At 39.3% G+C, this 17014-nt stretch carries 25 protein-coding genes and 5 tRNA genes; 9 read left to right on the forward strand and 21 right to left on the reverse strand.

Annotation, left to right across the window (positions count from 1 at the left end; all coding sequences use genetic code 11):
* Positions 1–18: 18 nt before the first annotated feature.
* The 10 genes from CLIN57ABFB40_RS07785 to CLIN57ABFB40_RS07830 form a co-directional block, all read right to left on the reverse strand.
* On the reverse strand, positions 19–471 hold the full coding sequence (locus CLIN57ABFB40_RS07785) for a hypothetical protein (protein WP_004300208.1): 453 nt from the start codon (positions 469–471) through the stop codon (positions 19–21).
* 6 nt (positions 472–477) lie between these two features.
* Complete coding sequence (locus CLIN57ABFB40_RS07790) at positions 478–927, reverse strand: single-stranded DNA-binding protein (RefSeq protein ID WP_004300206.1); 450 nt, start codon at positions 925–927, stop codon at positions 478–480.
* Positions 924–1838 carry a hypothetical protein gene (locus CLIN57ABFB40_RS07795; RefSeq protein WP_004314097.1) on the reverse strand — a complete coding sequence of 305 codons (915 nt, stop codon included), beginning with the start codon at positions 1836–1838 and terminating at the stop codon, positions 924–926. The genes CLIN57ABFB40_RS07790 and CLIN57ABFB40_RS07795 overlap by 4 nt, the downstream gene beginning before the upstream one ends.
* A 5-nt stretch (positions 1839–1843) precedes the next feature.
* Complete coding sequence (locus tag CLIN57ABFB40_RS07800) at positions 1844–2626, reverse strand: hypothetical protein (protein WP_149939343.1); 783 nt, start codon at positions 2624–2626, stop codon at positions 1844–1846.
* Between the two features lie 229 nt (positions 2627–2855).
* Positions 2856–2938: transfer RNA gene (locus tag CLIN57ABFB40_RS07805), tRNA-OTHER, on the reverse strand.
* A gap of 101 nt (positions 2939–3039) precedes the next feature.
* A tRNA-OTHER gene (locus CLIN57ABFB40_RS07810) sits at positions 3040–3106 on the reverse strand.
* Between the two features lie 227 nt (positions 3107–3333).
* Positions 3334–3431: transfer RNA gene (locus CLIN57ABFB40_RS07815), tRNA-OTHER, on the reverse strand.
* A gap of 95 nt (positions 3432–3526) precedes the next feature.
* Positions 3527–3597: transfer RNA gene (locus CLIN57ABFB40_RS07820), tRNA-OTHER, on the reverse strand.
* A gap of 251 nt (positions 3598–3848) precedes the next feature.
* Positions 3849–4112 (reverse strand): hypothetical protein, encoded by a 264-nt coding sequence (locus tag CLIN57ABFB40_RS07825; RefSeq protein WP_008775947.1) that lies wholly within the window; start codon positions 4110–4112, stop codon positions 3849–3851.
* A 13-nt stretch (positions 4113–4125) separates the two neighbouring features.
* A complete protein-coding gene (locus CLIN57ABFB40_RS07830) occupies positions 4126–4320 on the reverse strand; it encodes a hypothetical protein (protein WP_008775948.1) in 195 nt (64 codons plus the stop codon).
* A gap of 110 nt (positions 4321–4430) precedes the next feature.
* On the opposite strand from CLIN57ABFB40_RS07830, the gene CLIN57ABFB40_RS07835 reads away from it, so the two are divergent.
* Positions 4431–4784: a hypothetical protein gene (locus tag CLIN57ABFB40_RS07835; RefSeq protein ID WP_032851135.1), complete on the forward strand. Its 354-nt coding sequence runs from the start codon at positions 4431–4433 to the stop codon at positions 4782–4784.
* A gap of 194 nt (positions 4785–4978) precedes the next feature.
* On the opposite strand, the gene CLIN57ABFB40_RS07840 is transcribed toward CLIN57ABFB40_RS07835, so the two are convergent.
* From CLIN57ABFB40_RS07840 to CLIN57ABFB40_RS07870, 7 genes are all read right to left on the reverse strand, one after another.
* Positions 4979–5167, reverse strand: coding sequence for a hypothetical protein (locus CLIN57ABFB40_RS07840; protein ID WP_147337301.1), 189 nt, complete (start codon positions 5165–5167; stop codon positions 4979–4981).
* A gap of 38 nt (positions 5168–5205) precedes the next feature.
* Positions 5206–6015, reverse strand: a complete 810-nt coding sequence (locus CLIN57ABFB40_RS07845; RefSeq protein ID WP_175629578.1) for an SPFH domain-containing protein — start codon at positions 6013–6015, stop codon at positions 5206–5208.
* 394 nt (positions 6016–6409) lie between these two features.
* A complete protein-coding gene (locus CLIN57ABFB40_RS07850) occupies positions 6410–6619 on the reverse strand; it encodes a hypothetical protein (RefSeq protein ID WP_032856102.1) in 210 nt (69 codons plus the stop codon).
* Positions 6603–6863 (reverse strand): hypothetical protein, encoded by a 261-nt coding sequence (locus tag CLIN57ABFB40_RS07855; protein WP_032856101.1) that lies wholly within the window; start codon positions 6861–6863, stop codon positions 6603–6605. The genes CLIN57ABFB40_RS07850 and CLIN57ABFB40_RS07855 overlap by 17 nt, the downstream gene beginning before the upstream one ends.
* A 27-nt stretch (positions 6864–6890) precedes the next feature.
* A tRNA-OTHER gene (locus CLIN57ABFB40_RS07860) sits at positions 6891–6962 on the reverse strand.
* Positions 6963–7236: 274 nt separating this feature from the next.
* On the reverse strand, positions 7237–7440 hold the full coding sequence (locus CLIN57ABFB40_RS07865) for a hypothetical protein (protein ID WP_175629579.1): 204 nt from the start codon (positions 7438–7440) through the stop codon (positions 7237–7239).
* A gap of 18 nt (positions 7441–7458) precedes the next feature.
* Positions 7459–7767: a hypothetical protein gene (locus CLIN57ABFB40_RS07870; protein WP_175629580.1), complete on the reverse strand. Its 309-nt coding sequence runs from the start codon at positions 7765–7767 to the stop codon at positions 7459–7461.
* A gap of 163 nt (positions 7768–7930) precedes the next feature.
* Between CLIN57ABFB40_RS07870 and CLIN57ABFB40_RS07875 the strand changes: the two genes are divergently transcribed.
* From CLIN57ABFB40_RS07875 to CLIN57ABFB40_RS07900, 6 genes are all read left to right on the forward strand, one after another.
* A complete protein-coding gene (locus CLIN57ABFB40_RS07875) occupies positions 7931–8326 on the forward strand; it encodes an XRE family transcriptional regulator (RefSeq protein ID WP_175629581.1) in 396 nt (131 codons plus the stop codon).
* Positions 8327–8340: 14 nt separating this feature from the next.
* Positions 8341–9033, forward strand: a complete 693-nt coding sequence (locus CLIN57ABFB40_RS07880) for a hypothetical protein (protein WP_175629582.1) — start codon at positions 8341–8343, stop codon at positions 9031–9033.
* A 125-nt stretch (positions 9034–9158) separates the two neighbouring features.
* Positions 9159–9308: a hypothetical protein gene (locus tag CLIN57ABFB40_RS07885; RefSeq protein ID WP_175629583.1), complete on the forward strand. Its 150-nt coding sequence runs from the start codon at positions 9159–9161 to the stop codon at positions 9306–9308.
* Positions 9309–9327: 19 nt separating this feature from the next.
* Positions 9328–9984 (forward strand): hypothetical protein, encoded by a 657-nt coding sequence (locus tag CLIN57ABFB40_RS07890; RefSeq protein WP_175629584.1) that lies wholly within the window; start codon positions 9328–9330, stop codon positions 9982–9984.
* Positions 9985–10047: 63 nt separating this feature from the next.
* A complete protein-coding gene (locus CLIN57ABFB40_RS07895) occupies positions 10048–10338 on the forward strand; it encodes a hypothetical protein (RefSeq protein WP_175629585.1) in 291 nt (96 codons plus the stop codon).
* Between the two features lie 3 nt (positions 10339–10341).
* Positions 10342–10848, forward strand: coding sequence for a hypothetical protein (locus tag CLIN57ABFB40_RS07900; protein ID WP_121768558.1), 507 nt, complete (start codon positions 10342–10344; stop codon positions 10846–10848).
* A 341-nt stretch (positions 10849–11189) separates the two neighbouring features.
* On the opposite strand, the gene CLIN57ABFB40_RS07905 is transcribed toward CLIN57ABFB40_RS07900, so the two are convergent.
* Positions 11190–11384 carry a hypothetical protein gene (locus CLIN57ABFB40_RS07905; protein WP_121768557.1) on the reverse strand — a complete coding sequence of 65 codons (195 nt, stop codon included), beginning with the start codon at positions 11382–11384 and terminating at the stop codon, positions 11190–11192.
* Between the two features lie 312 nt (positions 11385–11696).
* On the opposite strand from CLIN57ABFB40_RS07905, the gene CLIN57ABFB40_RS07910 reads away from it, so the two are divergent.
* A complete protein-coding gene (locus CLIN57ABFB40_RS07910; protein WP_121767375.1) occupies positions 11697–11909 on the forward strand; it encodes a hypothetical protein in 213 nt (70 codons plus the stop codon).
* A 40-nt stretch (positions 11910–11949) separates the two neighbouring features.
* Here CLIN57ABFB40_RS07910 and pgl read toward each other — a convergent pair whose 3' ends face one another.
* From pgl to gnd, 3 genes are read right to left on the reverse strand one after another with little or no spacing between them, the layout of a single operon-like run.
* Positions 11950–12684: a 6-phosphogluconolactonase gene (gene pgl / locus CLIN57ABFB40_RS07915; RefSeq protein WP_175629586.1), complete on the reverse strand. Its 735-nt coding sequence runs from the start codon at positions 12682–12684 to the stop codon at positions 11950–11952.
* Positions 12681–14177, reverse strand: coding sequence for a glucose-6-phosphate dehydrogenase (gene zwf / locus CLIN57ABFB40_RS07920; RefSeq protein ID WP_175629587.1), 1497 nt, complete (start codon positions 14175–14177; stop codon positions 12681–12683). The genes pgl and zwf overlap by 4 nt, the downstream gene beginning before the upstream one ends.
* A 54-nt stretch (positions 14178–14231) precedes the next feature.
* Positions 14232–15707, reverse strand: a complete 1476-nt coding sequence (gnd, locus tag CLIN57ABFB40_RS07925; protein ID WP_175629588.1) for a decarboxylating NADP(+)-dependent phosphogluconate dehydrogenase — start codon at positions 15705–15707, stop codon at positions 14232–14234.
* 109 nt (positions 15708–15816) lie between these two features.
* Between gnd and CLIN57ABFB40_RS07930 the strand changes: the two genes are divergently transcribed.
* Positions 15817–16995, forward strand: a complete 1179-nt coding sequence (locus CLIN57ABFB40_RS07930) for a dicarboxylate/amino acid:cation symporter (protein WP_175629589.1) — start codon at positions 15817–15819, stop codon at positions 16993–16995.
* The last annotated feature ends 19 nt before the right edge of the window (positions 16996–17014 follow it).

Raw genomic sequence — 17014 nt, forward strand, 5'->3', positions numbered from 1 at the left:
AAATTATAAAAGGATTAATTAGTACCGGTTTTGGTACTCATGAATAAAATCTAAGTAATGCTGGTCTTCAGGCAATGGAAGTGTAATACCAAACTCGGTGGCCGCATCTATTTTCACGCTTTCCATGAAATTATGCATCTCTAAAGTATTAAGTTTACTTGTTCCTCGCACAATAGTTTCCACCTTACCATTCACATGAACCTGTTTCACAAGAAACTTCTTACAATACAAGTCATGTATATCCTGAACTCCAGCAGCAGTGCTCCAATACTCTTCACCTGTGTATTCACGCAAACAGGCACCAATACACTGAAACCATTTCCACATGAGAGCATTTTGATTTAATGTTCTCGGCTGTGTTTTTTTCTTAATGGTTACAGTGTATTCTCCATTACGAAGTGTGCTGCACATGAACTCGAAAGACTTATCCATTTGGATTTTGCCATCTTTCTTCGTCAATGTTGCTTCCATAACCTATCAGAATGGCAAATCGTCCTTGGTCGGTGGTGGCGGTGGCGGGCACTCATTCACCGCACTTCGAGTCTGATTATTGGTGTGTTCCGGAAGAGGTGGCGGTGGTGGCGCTTGTTGAGGCTTAACAGAAAGCATCTCCATATTATCAACAAAAAGTTCTGTAATATACCGTTTAATTCCTCTGCTATCATCATAACTCCGAGTTCTTATCTTTCCTTCCAGATACAACTTGTCTCCCTTATGGACATACTTCTCAACAACATCGGCAAGACCACGCCAAACAACAATATTATGCCATTCAGTTCTTTCAGGAACCTGTGTTCCATTGGCAAGGGTATAACCTTTTTCAGTGGTGGCAAAGGAGAAAGTGGCCACTTTAGAACCAGCTTCCAAAATTCTAATATCGGGGTCTTTGCCAACATGCCCGATAAGCATCAATTTGTTTAAACTCATGATTTATCCTCCCTTATTGTTACACGGATACTATCAGCTTTAGGAACTGTTTTGATATACTTAGAATATAATTCCGGATAGTCAGCCTGAAACTTTTTAGTATCAAAATTGTCACTCGTAGAAGCGGGTGTATAACTAACTCGCAATCTTCCGGCATCCCATGACTTGACACCATTCTCACGCATAGCAGTTTTCAATTTTGCCTTATAATCTTTCTGAATCTTGGTTAGATCTGCAAGTTCTTCCTCAATTCCGATTATAGTATTTACAAGTTGCATTGGAATAAGTAACTTGTCATCATCAGGGGCAGGAACAGGAAGAATGGATAGATATTGCTCACCCTTCTTCTCGCATTCCATTAATTTCTTGACTTCTTTATCAGGCTTACGAGGAATTTCAACCAATTCATGTTTATCACCACGTACCCAAATGCCGAACAATTTATCAACTTTGAGTAATGGATTTTGTAGTTCAAACAGATAAGCATAAATTGACAACTGCCAACTCAAATACTCTTCGTCAAGATGCAGCGTAGTTTTGATGTCACCAAGACAGATTCTACCGGCTTTCTCCCAAACACAATCTATATTCGATGCAAAGTATTCGTTATCAGACACCGTGTACTCATTAGCAAAAGCCTTATATCCAGCTTTCGTCCGCTCTTTCAAATAATTCTCTGCTTCAATACTTTCAGGCGGTAAGCCTGTTGCATCAACAAACTGGCATTGAGCATGAATAAGGCTCCCCTTCTCAGCAGCTCTCTTCAATACAAAATCTGGGACATCTTTATATTTGTCAGGGAACAACTGCCGGCTAATCATACCGGTTATACCTTGCAACTGTTTTTCACCGAGCATATAAGTGTGGTTTTCCTCATTGAAAACCACACTGGATTTCACTAATTCTATCATTATTATCAATTTCTAGGGGGATATGTTTTCTGCATGTCAATAGTTATGTTTCTGAACTCCTTATTATTGTGAAGTTCAGGATGTTCAGCCCAAACTCTTTCAAGCTCTTCGCGGCTTTTAACACCAGTCATTTGTTTAATTGCACGATCCAGGTCTACACCAGTATATACTTTGCCCGAAGCGTTTGAAGCAGAAACATTGGGAGCATATACTTTTTCCTTTGTATTACCATAAGCAAAACGAACACGGTTTTTATTGTCCACAATAACAAGTAGAATAATCTCCTTTTGCTCGTTATAGCCAATCTCTTTCACACTGAATTTGGTATATAGAGCAGGAGAACCTGTTTTGCTCTGATATACTTCATTTTTCTCAAGTGGAATCCAAATGAAAGGACCCGTATAAAGTTCACGCCCAATTCCCCAGTTAAATCCTGCACGTTTAAAGGCATCCGAAGCCTGCCCTTTCTCTTTTTCTGTACTGGATTCTGTCCCAACATCCTGTTTACTCACCCATTCCTTCTTTTCATTATCCCAAATGGACAACGTACAGAATAGATTCCCATTAACGACATCATGGTGCCGTTTCCAGTTCATTTCTCCGAACACTTCATCAAGTATTCTCATGTCTACTCGAGCATCCTTGTATAATAGCAAGGAGCAGCCCGAACCGTCCGGTTTCATAGTACCAACCCTACATTCAATTTCAGAAGCTAGAAGCGGTCTGATAGAGTTTTTCTTCTTCTCTTCATTCTGAATCGTTGATACAGTGTTTTTTCTCGCTGTCATAATTCTAATTTAATGGTTTGACTTTTAGTTTATTACATCAGTAAAGATAATCGTTATTATCAAGTTTAGCAAACAGAAACTTCGCCATTTTAACGCCATTTTCAAGTAGTAAAAACTGCCTGTACAATATCGTACAGGCAGAAAAATAAGAATAATCCAATGTACCTTATGGAACGGCTACGCTTGAAGGGTGTACGGCTCCCTGATTTATACATAATGTAAATGCTAGTGGACGGAACCGGAGTCGAACCGGTCTCACGGAATATTGGTGCACCTCACCGCAGTTTCAACCAACGATATACATATCCGCCCGATTAATTAAAAAGGTGCACTATCTTCACAGACCATACACCCTAATCACAAACACAAAACAAAACTCATGAACTACTATAATTTAATTAGGATCAGAAGGGTGAATGGCGTGGGGATCGAACCCACATCACGCATATCTGCGTATGCTGCCAATTACACCAGCCATCCGTTTAAAGTGAACTATTCTCACGAACCATTCACTTAGAACACAAACACAAAATAAAACACGACATTAACTATAAAATAGCACTCTCACGAGCTTCTTGCTTCCGGATAGCCGTTCAAAGCACACCGGAATGGTATAGAACAATTAAAACTCAAATAACAGGGGCTTTAACCCTACAGCGTCCTTTTCGCTGGCAACATTAGTTAAACATAAAAAGAAAAATTCTCTGTGAAGGAACCCGGACTCGAACCGGGATGACAGATTACCTATGTATGACTTTCTTCAATCTATCTGCATACTTGCGTCTACCAATTCCGCCATTCCTTCAGGTCGTAGCCAGACGATTCTGGCTACATTGATTGATTGTTATTGATACAAACATAATTTTCCCCCTCACGGGTTACTTAACTCTGATTGAGTTGAGCCGGGAAACGGATTCGAACCGCTGACCTCATGTAGAAACATGCGCTCTAACCAACTGGGCTATCCCGGCAGATGCCCGGCGAACCGGGCTAAATAAACATGACAAATACTAAAATTAAGCAATGCAAACCTTCACAGGCTATTTTTATATCCTTCCCCTTTCCTCATATTCGAATCTCACAGCCAATAGTACAACAGTAATAATGAATATGATATACGACCAATTAATATCACTTTTCGTTGCTTCGATTCCCCCACCTATATACATAGCTACCAATATGGCAACTACTGTAAAAATGTTATGAATGAGTTTTAATTTTTTCATCTCTTCCGTTTTTTAGATTTGACTTTCCTTCTTGCACATCGGCAATGAAGTAATACTTGAGCAGCATTACAATGCCATTTACCGTTTTGGACATTAGTGGGCTTATCACTTTCAATCTTACCCGCTTCTATAAGATTCATCAATTTCTTTTCCCCACCTACGTAATATGCAGACTTATCTTTTCCAAATGTCTCTGTAGAAAACAGACGGAGAATATTATCTAACAATATTTCAGCCATTTCACCTCTAATAGTTTCCATAAGCTTTAATTACTTACTCAACTCGTGTGACCGTGACAATACCGCTGTTCCTATCAGACTTAATACCCCATTTTTTATCAGGCTCCTTCTCCTTTAGCCTGTAAGAAGTCAGATTCAAAAGATACGCCCTTTTGGAAATGGGAAAGTCTTTTTTGTCATCAATCTCCATTTCACGAAGAATGCACATAATACTCTTTTCTTTTTCCATACTGATTAATTTTAAAATAAAAGCTCCCCCGAACCAATTCGATCGGCAGCATCACGCTTTATTCGGAGGATTTACTTAACTTTGGGGTGTATAATCAAAAATTAAGTAATATGAGAGCTGAATTTTACAAAAAACACGCAGAAGATATACTTTCTAACCTTGAAAGCATACGAGCAACATTTAAAGAATTGGTTGATTCTAACAAGATAGCGCCCAAAAGCTATAAAGATAGTACTCCAGGAACAAATGATGTATATTCATGCAAATTCAAAGAAGTACAAGATGATTTCATCAATCTTGTACATGCTTTTGACCAAGAAATGCCATTTTACAAAAAAATGATGTCAGAACCTCGACCTCGATTTGATTCAGGTTTTTTAGATCATTATTACAATGATGATTGCAACAAGCTAAAATCACTCATAGAAAAATTCATTCATTATCTCTCTTTTTATCTCGATTAAACCCGACTTTACAATCTGAATAATCCCGAAAAGCTTTCTGTATCATAGCAGGAAGCTTTTCGGCTACTACTTTAGCTGATTTTATCGGCATATTCTCTACACTTAATGAGAATGTGGCATCTTCCAAATTCTCATTCCTATCGTTTTTAATTGTTACTTGAATCATAAATATGTTGATTAATTAATGTGGCTACTCAATGAGTAAGATAGTCCAATAACCGTTCCCAATCAGACTCATCGCCTGACCCACATTCATCTTTGAAATGAGTGACACACCACAATCGGATGCGCCACTCTTTCAAAGGTGCGTTAATTACAAAAGAGACTGCTTTTTGGTAATCTCCATCGGGTTGTATTTTCTTAACAACTCGCATCTTAATCATTCGGATTAAGTATTTACGGATAAACTTGGGAAATTTCATTATTGAGTTATTTTCAGAAAATCAGGAGCAATACCATAGAGCGGTGTTTTTCCATCCCATTTATCAATAAACTGCTTATACAGGATTTCTTTAGTCAATCCTTTCGATGTAATAAGAGCCTGTTCCGTTTTCAATCGTTCCAATTCATTTTGTTTCTTCTGCTCTTCAATTTTCTGATCGAGAACAGATATATTGGTATTTACTTCATTGCGACTATCAATCTTATCACGAACAGCTCTTGAAAACTCCAACTGTGCAGAAAAAGTAAGTAATTGTAATCCTCGTTTATCAAACTCTTTATCTACTATTTGCTCCAGTCTCTTTTCAAAAACTAACGAACCACCATCCGCCATCAGGCTATCAGTCTTATGTTTTCGGCTTTCCTCCTTAATAAGGTCATAAATACGAGGTTCCAAGATATTATCTTCCAACGATTGCATAAAGCCATCCTTTCCTGATGGAGTATCGGCTTTATCAATATGCTTGTTGTCAAATACAATATCAATAGCCCTATTCTTCATCACCTTATAGGAATAAGTCGGACGTGCTGTAAACTCCGTATTGTCAGCAGCCTTTAATGTTACTGGCTCTGCGAATTCTCCACGTTGGTCAAACAAAGGAACTTGAAATAGCTCCGTCCCCCATTCCCATGTAGATACTTTGCCCGAAACTACCTTAAAATCATCTTTCCCCTGTTTACCGTAATTCTCCATGAGCACACCGGCATAATTAGGAGCAACTCTTTCACACGATGCAAATAAAATAATGGCAATCAATGCCAAAAACAGACAATCAATGTTTCTTCTCATTTTTCAGTGCTTTTATTAATTTATATGTGACAAAAAATATCGTGAACAAGATTACACCCACACCTATCCACGCATTTACATGATTAAATATTCTATTTCCAACAAATAGACCGATGATGAACATCACAATTAGCGTTATGTAATTCTTCATAATACGCTTAATATTAATTGATTAATAATTTCCCCCGTTCCAAGATTATTCGCTAATAAAAAAGGAACGGGGGATTTTCTTATTTTTGAAGTGTCAAATCAAAAAACAAGAAAATGAACAAATTTATTGAGATTACCGAAAACGGTAAACGCATCCTTATCAATCTAGGATGTGTTATTAAAATTGAGGACCATAGAAAACAGTGTATCCTACATTTCATTGATGGAACACCACCATTAACAATCACTCTTGCTTATGAGAGTTTGAAGTCGATTCTTCAGGATCCCAATCATTCAATCTATGGGTAATTCGCTTAATGGGAATGCCAAAGAAAGTTATCACCTTGTAGCTTTCAAATACTTTCACGCAATCCCTGATAGGTTTACCTCTTCCCCTATTGATGTCGCCTATCTCTCGAAAGGCGACATCTTTAATTTCAATTATTGCTTTCATATCTCTTCTTTATTGCATCCAACTTATCTGAAAATGCTTGTAAGGCATTCATTAATATCCGGAACATTCCGTATGTAAATAGAGCACTTACCGCACCGAGAACAAATGAAGCTGTTCTTTCTTCAAAATCACTCAACGTAAATGTTGTAATAAAAAAGTAACACGAAGAAACAATAGAAGCGAGCAACATAAGCACTGCTCCTAATATTATTCCAACTATTACAAACTGGAAAAACCTTGTCATAACTCTATATTCTTTAATTAAACATTGAAGTGATGGGTGGATTCGAACCGCCGACCTCATGTAAAAACATGTGCTCTAACCTGCCTGAGCTACATCACCTTTATATACATAAAGCAAATACCTCGATTTGCCGACAAACGTCTAACTGATTTATTTTTACAACGATACGGCTTGACCATTAACCACAGCATTATATCGTTGAGAAGCCCGCCTACATCAGTAATCCCTTTCGGCACGTGTCGGCTTCCAAAACACCATTTTACCAATATGTCAAAGAACTCTTCTCTGTTGTTCCCAGTCTCCCTTCAAGGGCAGGCTCAAAGACCGGACTGGGTACCGGATAACCGGCGGTTTGGTTTGACTTTAGTGAGGGTTATGATTTAGCAGCGGTGCAAATCAAGTTAGCTATTGTAGAAATGGATTTGACATTCTCCGCCAGTTCGTAGTTTTTAGCATCCGCTTTTCTCCACCAATCCTCATACATAGCTCTTTCTTTTCTTAGCTGTTCGTTCTCTTTCTTCAGTTCCTCTACTTGTTCTTCAAGAATCTGCTCACGTGATTTCTTTTGTTCTTCCATGATTATTTTATAATTTGATTAATCTCCGACATAATGTGCACCGTAATGAGTACTATTTGAGTTATAGTAAGCGGAAGCGGGAATACTGAGGTTATTGTACCCCTCATGCCTTGTAGCTTTAGCCGCTTTACTCATTACCTCGTTTCTTTCTGATAAGAATTTATCCGTTCTTGCTTTCATGGCTTCCTGTGAGAAATTTTCTTGAAGTTTAGCAAGTCTCCAGGTAGCTTTCAGAACCTCTCCAAAAGTTTTTCCCTGCTTCTTGCCTGAATACTTATAGGTTCTATGAGCATTTCTCATTATTTCGGATAAATCAAATCTTTTCATGTCTGTCACATTTATTTGGTTTCACATTTGTTTTATCAATCATTTTTTATACTTTTGGAGTATTGATTGATTGATGATGCAAATATAAACGTATTTACGTTAATTACAAAGCATAAAACTTGATAAATAATCGTATTTACGTTAATTAACTATTGATATAGATATGACTGAAACAAGCGTAAACGAAAAAATTAGAGAGATTATCTCTTATTATAAGCTGTCAGACAGGCAGTTTTCCATTAAAATTGGGGTAACCCAATCGGTGATTGGTTCTATGTTTCAAAAAAACACAGAACCTTCCTCTAAAGTAATTAGGCTCACATTAAACGCATTTACGGATATTTCAGCAGATTGGTTACTACGCAATAAAGGTCCAATGCTGATTTCAGATATCAAACCTGATCCAAGTATTGAACGCATGGAACGTTTAGTTGATACAATAGCAACCCTTCAGGGAACTATAAATGAGCAAATGAAAACTAATCAATTACTAACAGAGAAGTTGAAAAAGATCGAAGGTGAACTAGCGATGTTGAAAAATGAACGAAATGTAGGATAAAAAATAAAAAGACAATGATGAAAAACAAACTACTATACATACTTTTATTAAGTATTATTGTAACATCTTGCAATACACTCCCAAAGCCACAAACTTTTATTAAGATTATAGACTATTCACTACTTACCAAAGAAGGCATCTATGTGACAGAATCTAATTCCGTTAATTTCGATTATATAGCGGTAGGAAGTATTATTGTAACTGAAAAAGGAGGATGGGAATTTGAAAAAAGAATCGATCCCAATATTGAATCAGCATTAAAGAAACTTGTTATAGAACTAAAAAAAATAAACGCAAATGGAATTATTAATTTAACAGTGTCATATTCTTCCGAACTCGCAAGCTTCTCCACATCTCAAGTATATGTCCCTACAATTACGGTTAGAGGCATGGCTATCAAAACTTCAGAAAACAAATTAACAGATATACCTATAATAAAAACATCACCTCAAAAAGAAAAGGACAATTATCTTGGAAAAGTTGACGATGTAGAATGTTGGATAATAAAAAAATACACTAACGGTGTCCGAATAAGGACATCTAAAAAACTCTCAGTAGAGCAAATAAGAAGGGCTAAGGACGTATTTCTATTAAAAGGACAGATTATGTTTTATTTAAAAGGAGATGAAGAAAAAAAACAGTCATATGCAGGAATAGATGATAAACATATCATACTGTACGACAGAAACGATTTCATCGAACTATAATTTAAACATAATAAAGCGCTTACACCGCAAGAAATATTGATATATTAAAATCTTTTGATGATATATCTACCGAATAGCTTTTAAGAGGTAATGGAAATATGTTTAAATAGAAAAAAGAACCAGGAATGGACAAATTGAAAAGTATAGTATATACCATAGCGAATCTACAGGATGAGATTAATGAAAAGACGATGCTCACTCAACGTCTTTTGGAAGAGAATCAAAAGTTAAAGGGTGAACTGGCTATGTTGAAGAATGAAAGAAATATTGGATAATTTAAATTTATACACACTAATGAAAACATTATTATTTATCGTTGCATCAGCTACCATATTATTAAGTGGATGCAAATCTAAAGAAGAAAAAGCTAATGAATTAATTAAGGACGATATGTTTAAAGTCCTATATGATTTTGCTAGCTATGAACCTATTGAAACCAATATAGACAGTGCTTTTACATCTGTATATACAGATTCAATCATTACAAGACATGCCTATTTCATTAAAATAGCTATTGAAAAAGCAGATGAATATCTAGATGAAATGAAAGATGCACGAAAAACCATGGAGATTTGGAGTGATGGTTATTCTTCATATAGTAACTCTAGATATTATGAAGCTAAAAATAAATTCAATGAAAATCTAGAAAAAGCCAAAGCATGTACTAATATGGTTTCACTACATTCGGACAGTATAAAAGACAGAGCTAATTTTATAAAAAAAGAATTTTGTGGTTGGAAAGCAATACATAAATTTAGATGTAAAACTAAAGGAGGTAGCCCAGACATAGGAAATTATGAATATATATTTGATAAGGATTTCAAGGAAATTATTAATAAAGAAGATTTAGATGACAAAGATTACATTAAAATCAAAGAACTTATTAATGAAGTATTAGAAAGCAAAAAAGAAAGTGATGAAACTGATTCTAAAAGTAATAATGAAATATAAGTTTAGAACTGTTGAAGCATGAACGAAATATAGGATAGAACCAATCAATAAAACAGATACGACATGAAAATAATTACATTTATCACTTTTGCCATTGTACCAATGGCACTATTTGCACAAGCTCCTGCACCTACATCATCCGGCGGATTCGGTTCAGTACTTATGGTATTACTTATCTGTGCTATAATCTTTATCGTTTGCAGAGAACTACTCTGCTGGTACTATAAAATTAATAAAATGGTATCTAACCAGGAAGAAATTATTAGGCTGCTAAAGCTAATAGCAGACAGAGATAATAGTAAAATTAACCAAGAGAATAAAGAAATAATTATCGATCCATTTCACAAAAAATAAACTATGATAGCACGTAATAGAATATGGGAAGAATTAAAGCAAGCAAGAGCAAATGTTTTATGTTTGCAAAAATACACCGACATTAGACGTGCTCACAATAGATATTACAATGGATTTATAGCACTTTCTGCATCAGCTGGAGCTTTGGGATTTTCCATTAATGAATACATTCCATTTATCACTTCATTGTTAATTGGTTTCGTATCAATAACTAAATCTATAATGCCCAACTTCCTGCAATCAGAACCCGAACTATCTGAATTAGATAATTTGTCCAACTTTTATGTACGCTACATGAATCATTTAGAAAATATATGGTATGATTTTGATCATGAACATATAGATGAAAAAGAAGCAATGAAACGCTTTTTTGAGATAAAAGAGACAGAGTGCGATAAAGAATCACAATTAAATAAAGGTATCAGATATATATCTAAAAGACTTCAACATCAAATAGATGAACAAGCTGAAGAATATATTAACCGAGTATATTTTGAAAAAGAAAATTAATTATGGCTAAAACGACAAATTCAGGAAAGACCTCCAATCACGAAACTAATTATGGAGGTGGGTATGGAAAGATTCATATTATACATGATAAACCAATATCACCTGTTGGCTCTATGCCTTTACCGTGTAAAACACCACCACCTCCTAAAAGTAAAACAAGTAAATAACTTAATAATATAAATATGGGATATACAAAGAAAATTAATAATGGAGATTATACTCCAAAAGAGATGCCACGCAGTTCCTCTATTCCACCTCCCCCAAAAAGGGAAGAAAGGTCTATACCTCAAACAACGAACACTCCTCCGTCAAACAAAAGCGGTAATAGTGGAAAAAAGTAATCATATTCTCTTCTTCCATTCCCATGGTTTGGGAGAAGGAATATAGTCGACAGGAATTCCTTTTTCAGATAAGATCCTTTGCAAATGCCAAACAAGTGCTTCATCAGTAACATTTTTTTCGCCTGTAAGGTATCTTATCTGATAAACGATTCCTTCCAATGAGGCTTTTGAAATAGGCTTTATTCTCTTGAACATACGATAATCAATTCTAGTGATGCGCAAATATAACATTTAAAGTAATATAAAACATGAAATACAGAAATCTTGATAGTACATGATACAACAACATTGCTGTTACCGTGCTGTTTAGCATTTTTCAACGGCTATAACTAATTAAGATTGAAGTCATTCATAGACAAATTTAAGAATATGTCTAGTTTAGTTTTTGTGTTGAATGGCTTCCTCGTCGGCGGACGAACAAGGAAGCCATTTTTATATATTACAAGAATAATATTGCACAAAATATACATATTTTCCATAACTTTGCAGCGACAAAATATCACACAAATGGAATATGCTGTAGAAGAGTTGAAAAGTGCACTAATAGAGAAATGCGAAAGTGAAGGAATCTTATACGCAATGGTTGCGGTAGACCGTCGTACGAAAGAAATAATTCTTCCTGATACTTTAAAAGGAGCGTTGCAACATCCTGAATACTTTGTATGTACTTGCAAGAAAGTAAAAGATGAATATATAGTAGAGGAGATTACGAAAGCGTAACTCTCCTCGATTGCCGATAAACATACTTTCCGGCATTTGTTTAGTTTAAATCTTTTTTATTCAGGTCATCAATATAAAAAGCAGCTCCTTTATCCATAAACAGTTCTACATTCTGTGCATGATGAGCAATGTATGCTGCCGGTCCGGTATCACCCGAATTACAGATTTCCTCTACTACATCCGCTTTGCTTTTTCCCGTTATCAGAAATATGACATGACGGGCATTCAGAATGGGATAGCCGGTCATCGCAATACGTTTCTGTCCGTTGCGGGGATGGGTGCTGACCACATAAATGTCATTGGAAGTCAACAAATCTTCTTGTCCGGGGAAAATGGAAGAAGTATGCCCGTCATCTCCTGCCCCCAACAATATAATATCAAACTCCGGCCAACCTTGCTTGAGCGGCACTTGCTTCTTGACTAATTCCGAATAGCGGACAGCTTCTTTCAGCGGCTTTGCTTCACCACGAATACGAAAGACATTCTCATAAGGAATGGGAGCCAATCCTAAAAGAAGGTTACGCATCATCCCATAATTACTGTCCGAGTCATCGGGCGGCACACAACGTTCGTCCACCCAATAGATATGCATGCGGTTCCAGGGAGTAATATCCATATACTCATTCGCCCATAAGTCGAACATCAGAGCAGGGGTGTTGCCACCGCTCACAGCTATATTGAACACCTTGCCAGGTTCTTCTTTTATGATTTCCACCAGGCGGAGTATCAACTCCCGGGACGTCTCTATGGACGAGGGAAAAACTTCTAGTCTCATAATTCACAATATTGATCTGTGTTTGTCAAATTCTTACAGGGATTCGTCCAGTCAGCTCCATGTTCGTGCATCATAGCTTCACTTTCCAAAGGTCCCCACGTACCCGCAGGATAGCCGTAAAGAGGTGCATCGGGATTCTCTTTCCAATAACGGAGTACCGGCTCGAAGAATTTCCATGAGGCTTCCACTGCGTCACTTCGAGTAAACAAGGTCGGGTCACCCTGGATACAATCGTCTATCAGACGTGCATAAGCGTCACCGCTAGGCACACCACCCAACTGGGCATAACTGAAGTCCATCGTCACCTGGCGGACTTCGAAGCCTGCACCAGGGACTTTCATTCCAATCTTGAGGACTATTCCTTCGTTTGGCTGCAAACGAAGAATCAATTTATTTGCCCGCGGACAGTTTCCACCGGCACAATGAAACATCTGGTGGGGTGTCTCCCGGAAATGCACTACGATTTCCGTCACCTTTGTCGGCATCTGTTTGCCTGTGCGGATGTAGAACGGAACACCGCTCCAGCGCCAATTGCTGATGCCCAGTTTCATGGCAATATAAGTTTCCGTGCGCGAATCGGGAGATACGCCTTTTTCTTCACGGTATCCTTTCTTATTGCCGGAAGCAGTATATTGTCCGCGAACGATATGTTCGTTTAAGTCTTCTTCATTCAACGGAGTCAGAGATTCGTAGACCTTCACGACTTCGTTACGGAAATTATCAGCGTTGAAAACAGCAGGCGGCTCCATAGCCGTGAGGGCTACAAGTTGGATAAGATGGTTCTGCACCATATCACGCAAGGCTCCTGCCGTTTCGTAGAATCCGCCACGCTGTTCGATACCGAGATTTTCAACGGCAGTTATTTCTACATAGTCGATATAGTTCCGGTTCCAGAGCGGTTCGAAGATACCGTTAGCAAAACGGAAAGCCAGTACGTTCTGGGCAGTCTCTTTGCCAAGGAAATGGTCGATACGGTAAATCTGCTGTTCGTTGAAGACCGAAGCATAGATTTTGTTCAGCTCACGTGCCGATTCGAGGTCGTAGCCGAAAGGCTTCTCAACAATGATACGTGAATGGGGAGTATTGAGTCCGGCTGCTTTCAGATGCAGGGGCACTACGCCATAAAGTGACGGCGGAGTGGCAAGATAGAACAGCAGGTTGTCAGGGTCTACCTCGTTGGTCAACTCTACCAGCCGTTGACGAAGTGTCGGGTAACCTTCTTCTTTTGCCGGGTCCATTGGCAGGTAATACAAATGAGAGACAAAGGCATCCATCAATGCCGCATCCTGTTCTTCAGACTTCACAAAAGTCTGAAGTTCACCTAATATATATGAACGGTAATCCTCGTCAGAGTAGATTGTACGCCCGATACCCACGATACTATAATCTCCGGTCAACCGCTTCTCGCGGAAGAGGGAGTAAAGGGCGGGCATCAACTTACGCTTGGTAAGGTCGCCGGACGCACCGAAAATAATCATTGCAAATTTATCCATTGTCGCTTTTTTATTTCTTACTTATAAAACAATCTTATTACTCATAATTTCCTGTCAGACGTTGTACGTGCCCGACTTCGTATCGCCACCGCGTCCCGTCCAGTTTTCGTGGAAGAACTGGCCGCGCAACTCATCTTTACGTTCGAAAGTGTGCGCGCCGAAATAGTCACGCTGTGCCTGTACAAGGTTGGCGGGCAAATCGGCAGAAGTGAGCGAATAGAAATAGTTCAAGGCGGAAGAGAAAGCAGGAACAGGAAGTTCTTCTTTCATAGCTTCGGTCACGAGGCTCTTCCAACCGGGGAGTAACGTTTTCATCTCTTCCTTGAAATAAGGAGCCAACAACAAGTGCTTAGGCTTGTCGGTGGCTTCGAAGGCGGCTGCAATGTCGTTCAGGAATATGCTGCGGATGATGCATCCACCACGCCACATACGGGCAATGGAAGCCAAGTCGAGATGCCAAGCGAAAGCGTCGGAAGCACGTTGCAACACGGCGAATCCTTGGGCATAGGAGACGAGCTTGGAAGCATAAAGAGCGGAGAAAATGTCCTTGACGAGTTCCACCTTATTATATATAGGTTGTGTATGTTGGCACTGGAATTGTTTGGAAGCCAGGCGGCGCAAATCTTTCTGGGCGGAGAGACTGCGTTCAAACACGGCTGTGGCAATCAGTCCTAACGGCATGCCGAGTTCCATAGCATTGATGACCGACCATTTGCCTGTTCCTTTCTGTCCGGCAGCGTCCAGAATCTTATCAATGAGATAACCGCCGGCTTTGTCTTTATGACGCAAGATGTTGGCAGTAATTTCGATAAGGTAACTGCGAAGTTTGCCTTCGTTCCAACGGGCAAAGACGTCTGCCATTTCCTCATTGTTCAAATCGAGCAGTTTCTTCATTACCCAATAGGCTTCGGCAATCAGTTGCATGTCGCCATATTCGATACCGTTGTGAATCATCTTCACGAAGTGACCGGAACCTGCCGGACCTACCCATTGGCAGCAAGGAGTACCGTCCGGCGCTTTTGCCGCAATGCTCTGAAGAATCGGTTTCACTTCCGGCCATGCTTTTTCCGAACCGCCGGGCATGATGGAAGCACCGTTCAAAGCCCCTTCTTCACCACCGGACACGCCACTGCCGACGAAAAGAAAACCTTTCGATTCGGCAAGCTCGACACGGCGGTTGGTATCCTCGTAATTGGAATTACCACCGTCGATAAGAATATCACCGGATGAGAGCAACGGGAAAAGCTGCTCCATCAGTTCGTCTACCGGACTTCCGGCACGAACCATCATCATTATTTTCCGGGGGGTAGCTATTGAGTCTACAAAAGCTTTTATATCTGTGAATCCTTCGATATTTTTGCCTTTTGCCCGGCCGTTCATAAAGCGGTCTACTACTCCTTCTTCCACTCCGGGAACGGTACGGTTATAAACCGATACATGCCATCCCTTACTCTCCATATTTAAAGCAAGATTCTCGCCCATCACAGCCAAGCCGATAAGTCCGATATCTGTTTTATTCTGATTTGCCATAACTTGTATATTTTGTAATAATATTTACCATAGTAACAATTGAAATGAACATTTGTTCGATATATTTAGATTAAAATATTATTTTTGCGGGCAACAAATAGAAACAGAAATGAAGAAAATCAGAATCGGTTTATTAGCCCGTATTGTCATCGCTATCATTCTAGGCATTGCCATCGGTACCTTTTTCCCGTCTCCGCTGGTACGGATATTCGTCACTTTCAACGGCATTTTCAGTGAGTTTCTGAACTTCTCCATTCCGTTGATTATCCTCGGACTGGTCACTGTGGCTATTGCCGACATCGGCAAAGGTGCGGGAAAGATGCTGCTCATCACCGCTCTGATTGCATACGGGGCTACTCTGTTTTCGGGTTTCCTCTCTTATTTCACCGGTGTCACGGTATTTCCGTCGCTTATCGAACCGGGCGTGCCACTCGAAGAAGTGAGCGAAGCACAAGGGATTCTCCCCTATTTCTCCGTATCCATCCCCCCGTTGATGAATGTGATGACGGCTTTGATTCTCGCTTTCACTCTTGGATTGGGGCTCGCTTCGCTGAACAGCGATGCTTTGAAGAATGTAGCACGGGATTTTCAGGAGATTATCGTCCGTATGATTAGTGCGGTGATTCTACCTTTATTGCCGCTTTACATCTTCGGTATTTTCCTGAATATGACACATTCGGGACAAGTGTATTCTATCTTGATGGTATTTATCAAAATCATCGGAGTAATCTTTATCCTGCATATATTCCTGTTGGTCTTCCAATATTCCATTGCAGCGCTGTTTGTACGCAAAAACCCGTTCAAGCTACTCGGCAAGATGATGCCGGCTTATTTCACGGCGTTGGGTACGCAATCATCGGCCGCTACCATTCCTGTAACGTTGGAACAGACGAAGAAGAACGGAGTTTCGGCAGATATTGCAGGCTTCGTGATTCCGCTATGTGCCACGATTCATCTGTCGGGCAGTACGCTGAAAATCGTAGCTTGCGCACTGGCGTTGATGATGATGCAAGGAATGCCGTTCGACTTCCCCCTCTTTGCCGGTTTTATCTTTATGCTGGGAATCACGATGGTGGCTGCACCGGGCGTTCCGGGCGGGGCTATCATGGCTGCTTTGGGAATCCTTCAATCCATGCTCGGCTTCGATGAATCGGCTCAAGCCTTGATGATTGCTCTTCACATTGCAATGGATAGTTTCGGAACAGCCTGCAACGTCACCGGTGACGGAGCTATTGCGCTGATTATCGACAAAATGATGGGCAAAAACCGTGCTGAGAAACTGTGCTGAAAAATAAATGGAAAGTGGT

The organism is Bacteroides acidifaciens, from assembly GCF_903181435.1.
Lineage (GTDB): Bacteria > Bacteroidota > Bacteroidia > Bacteroidales > Bacteroidaceae > Bacteroides.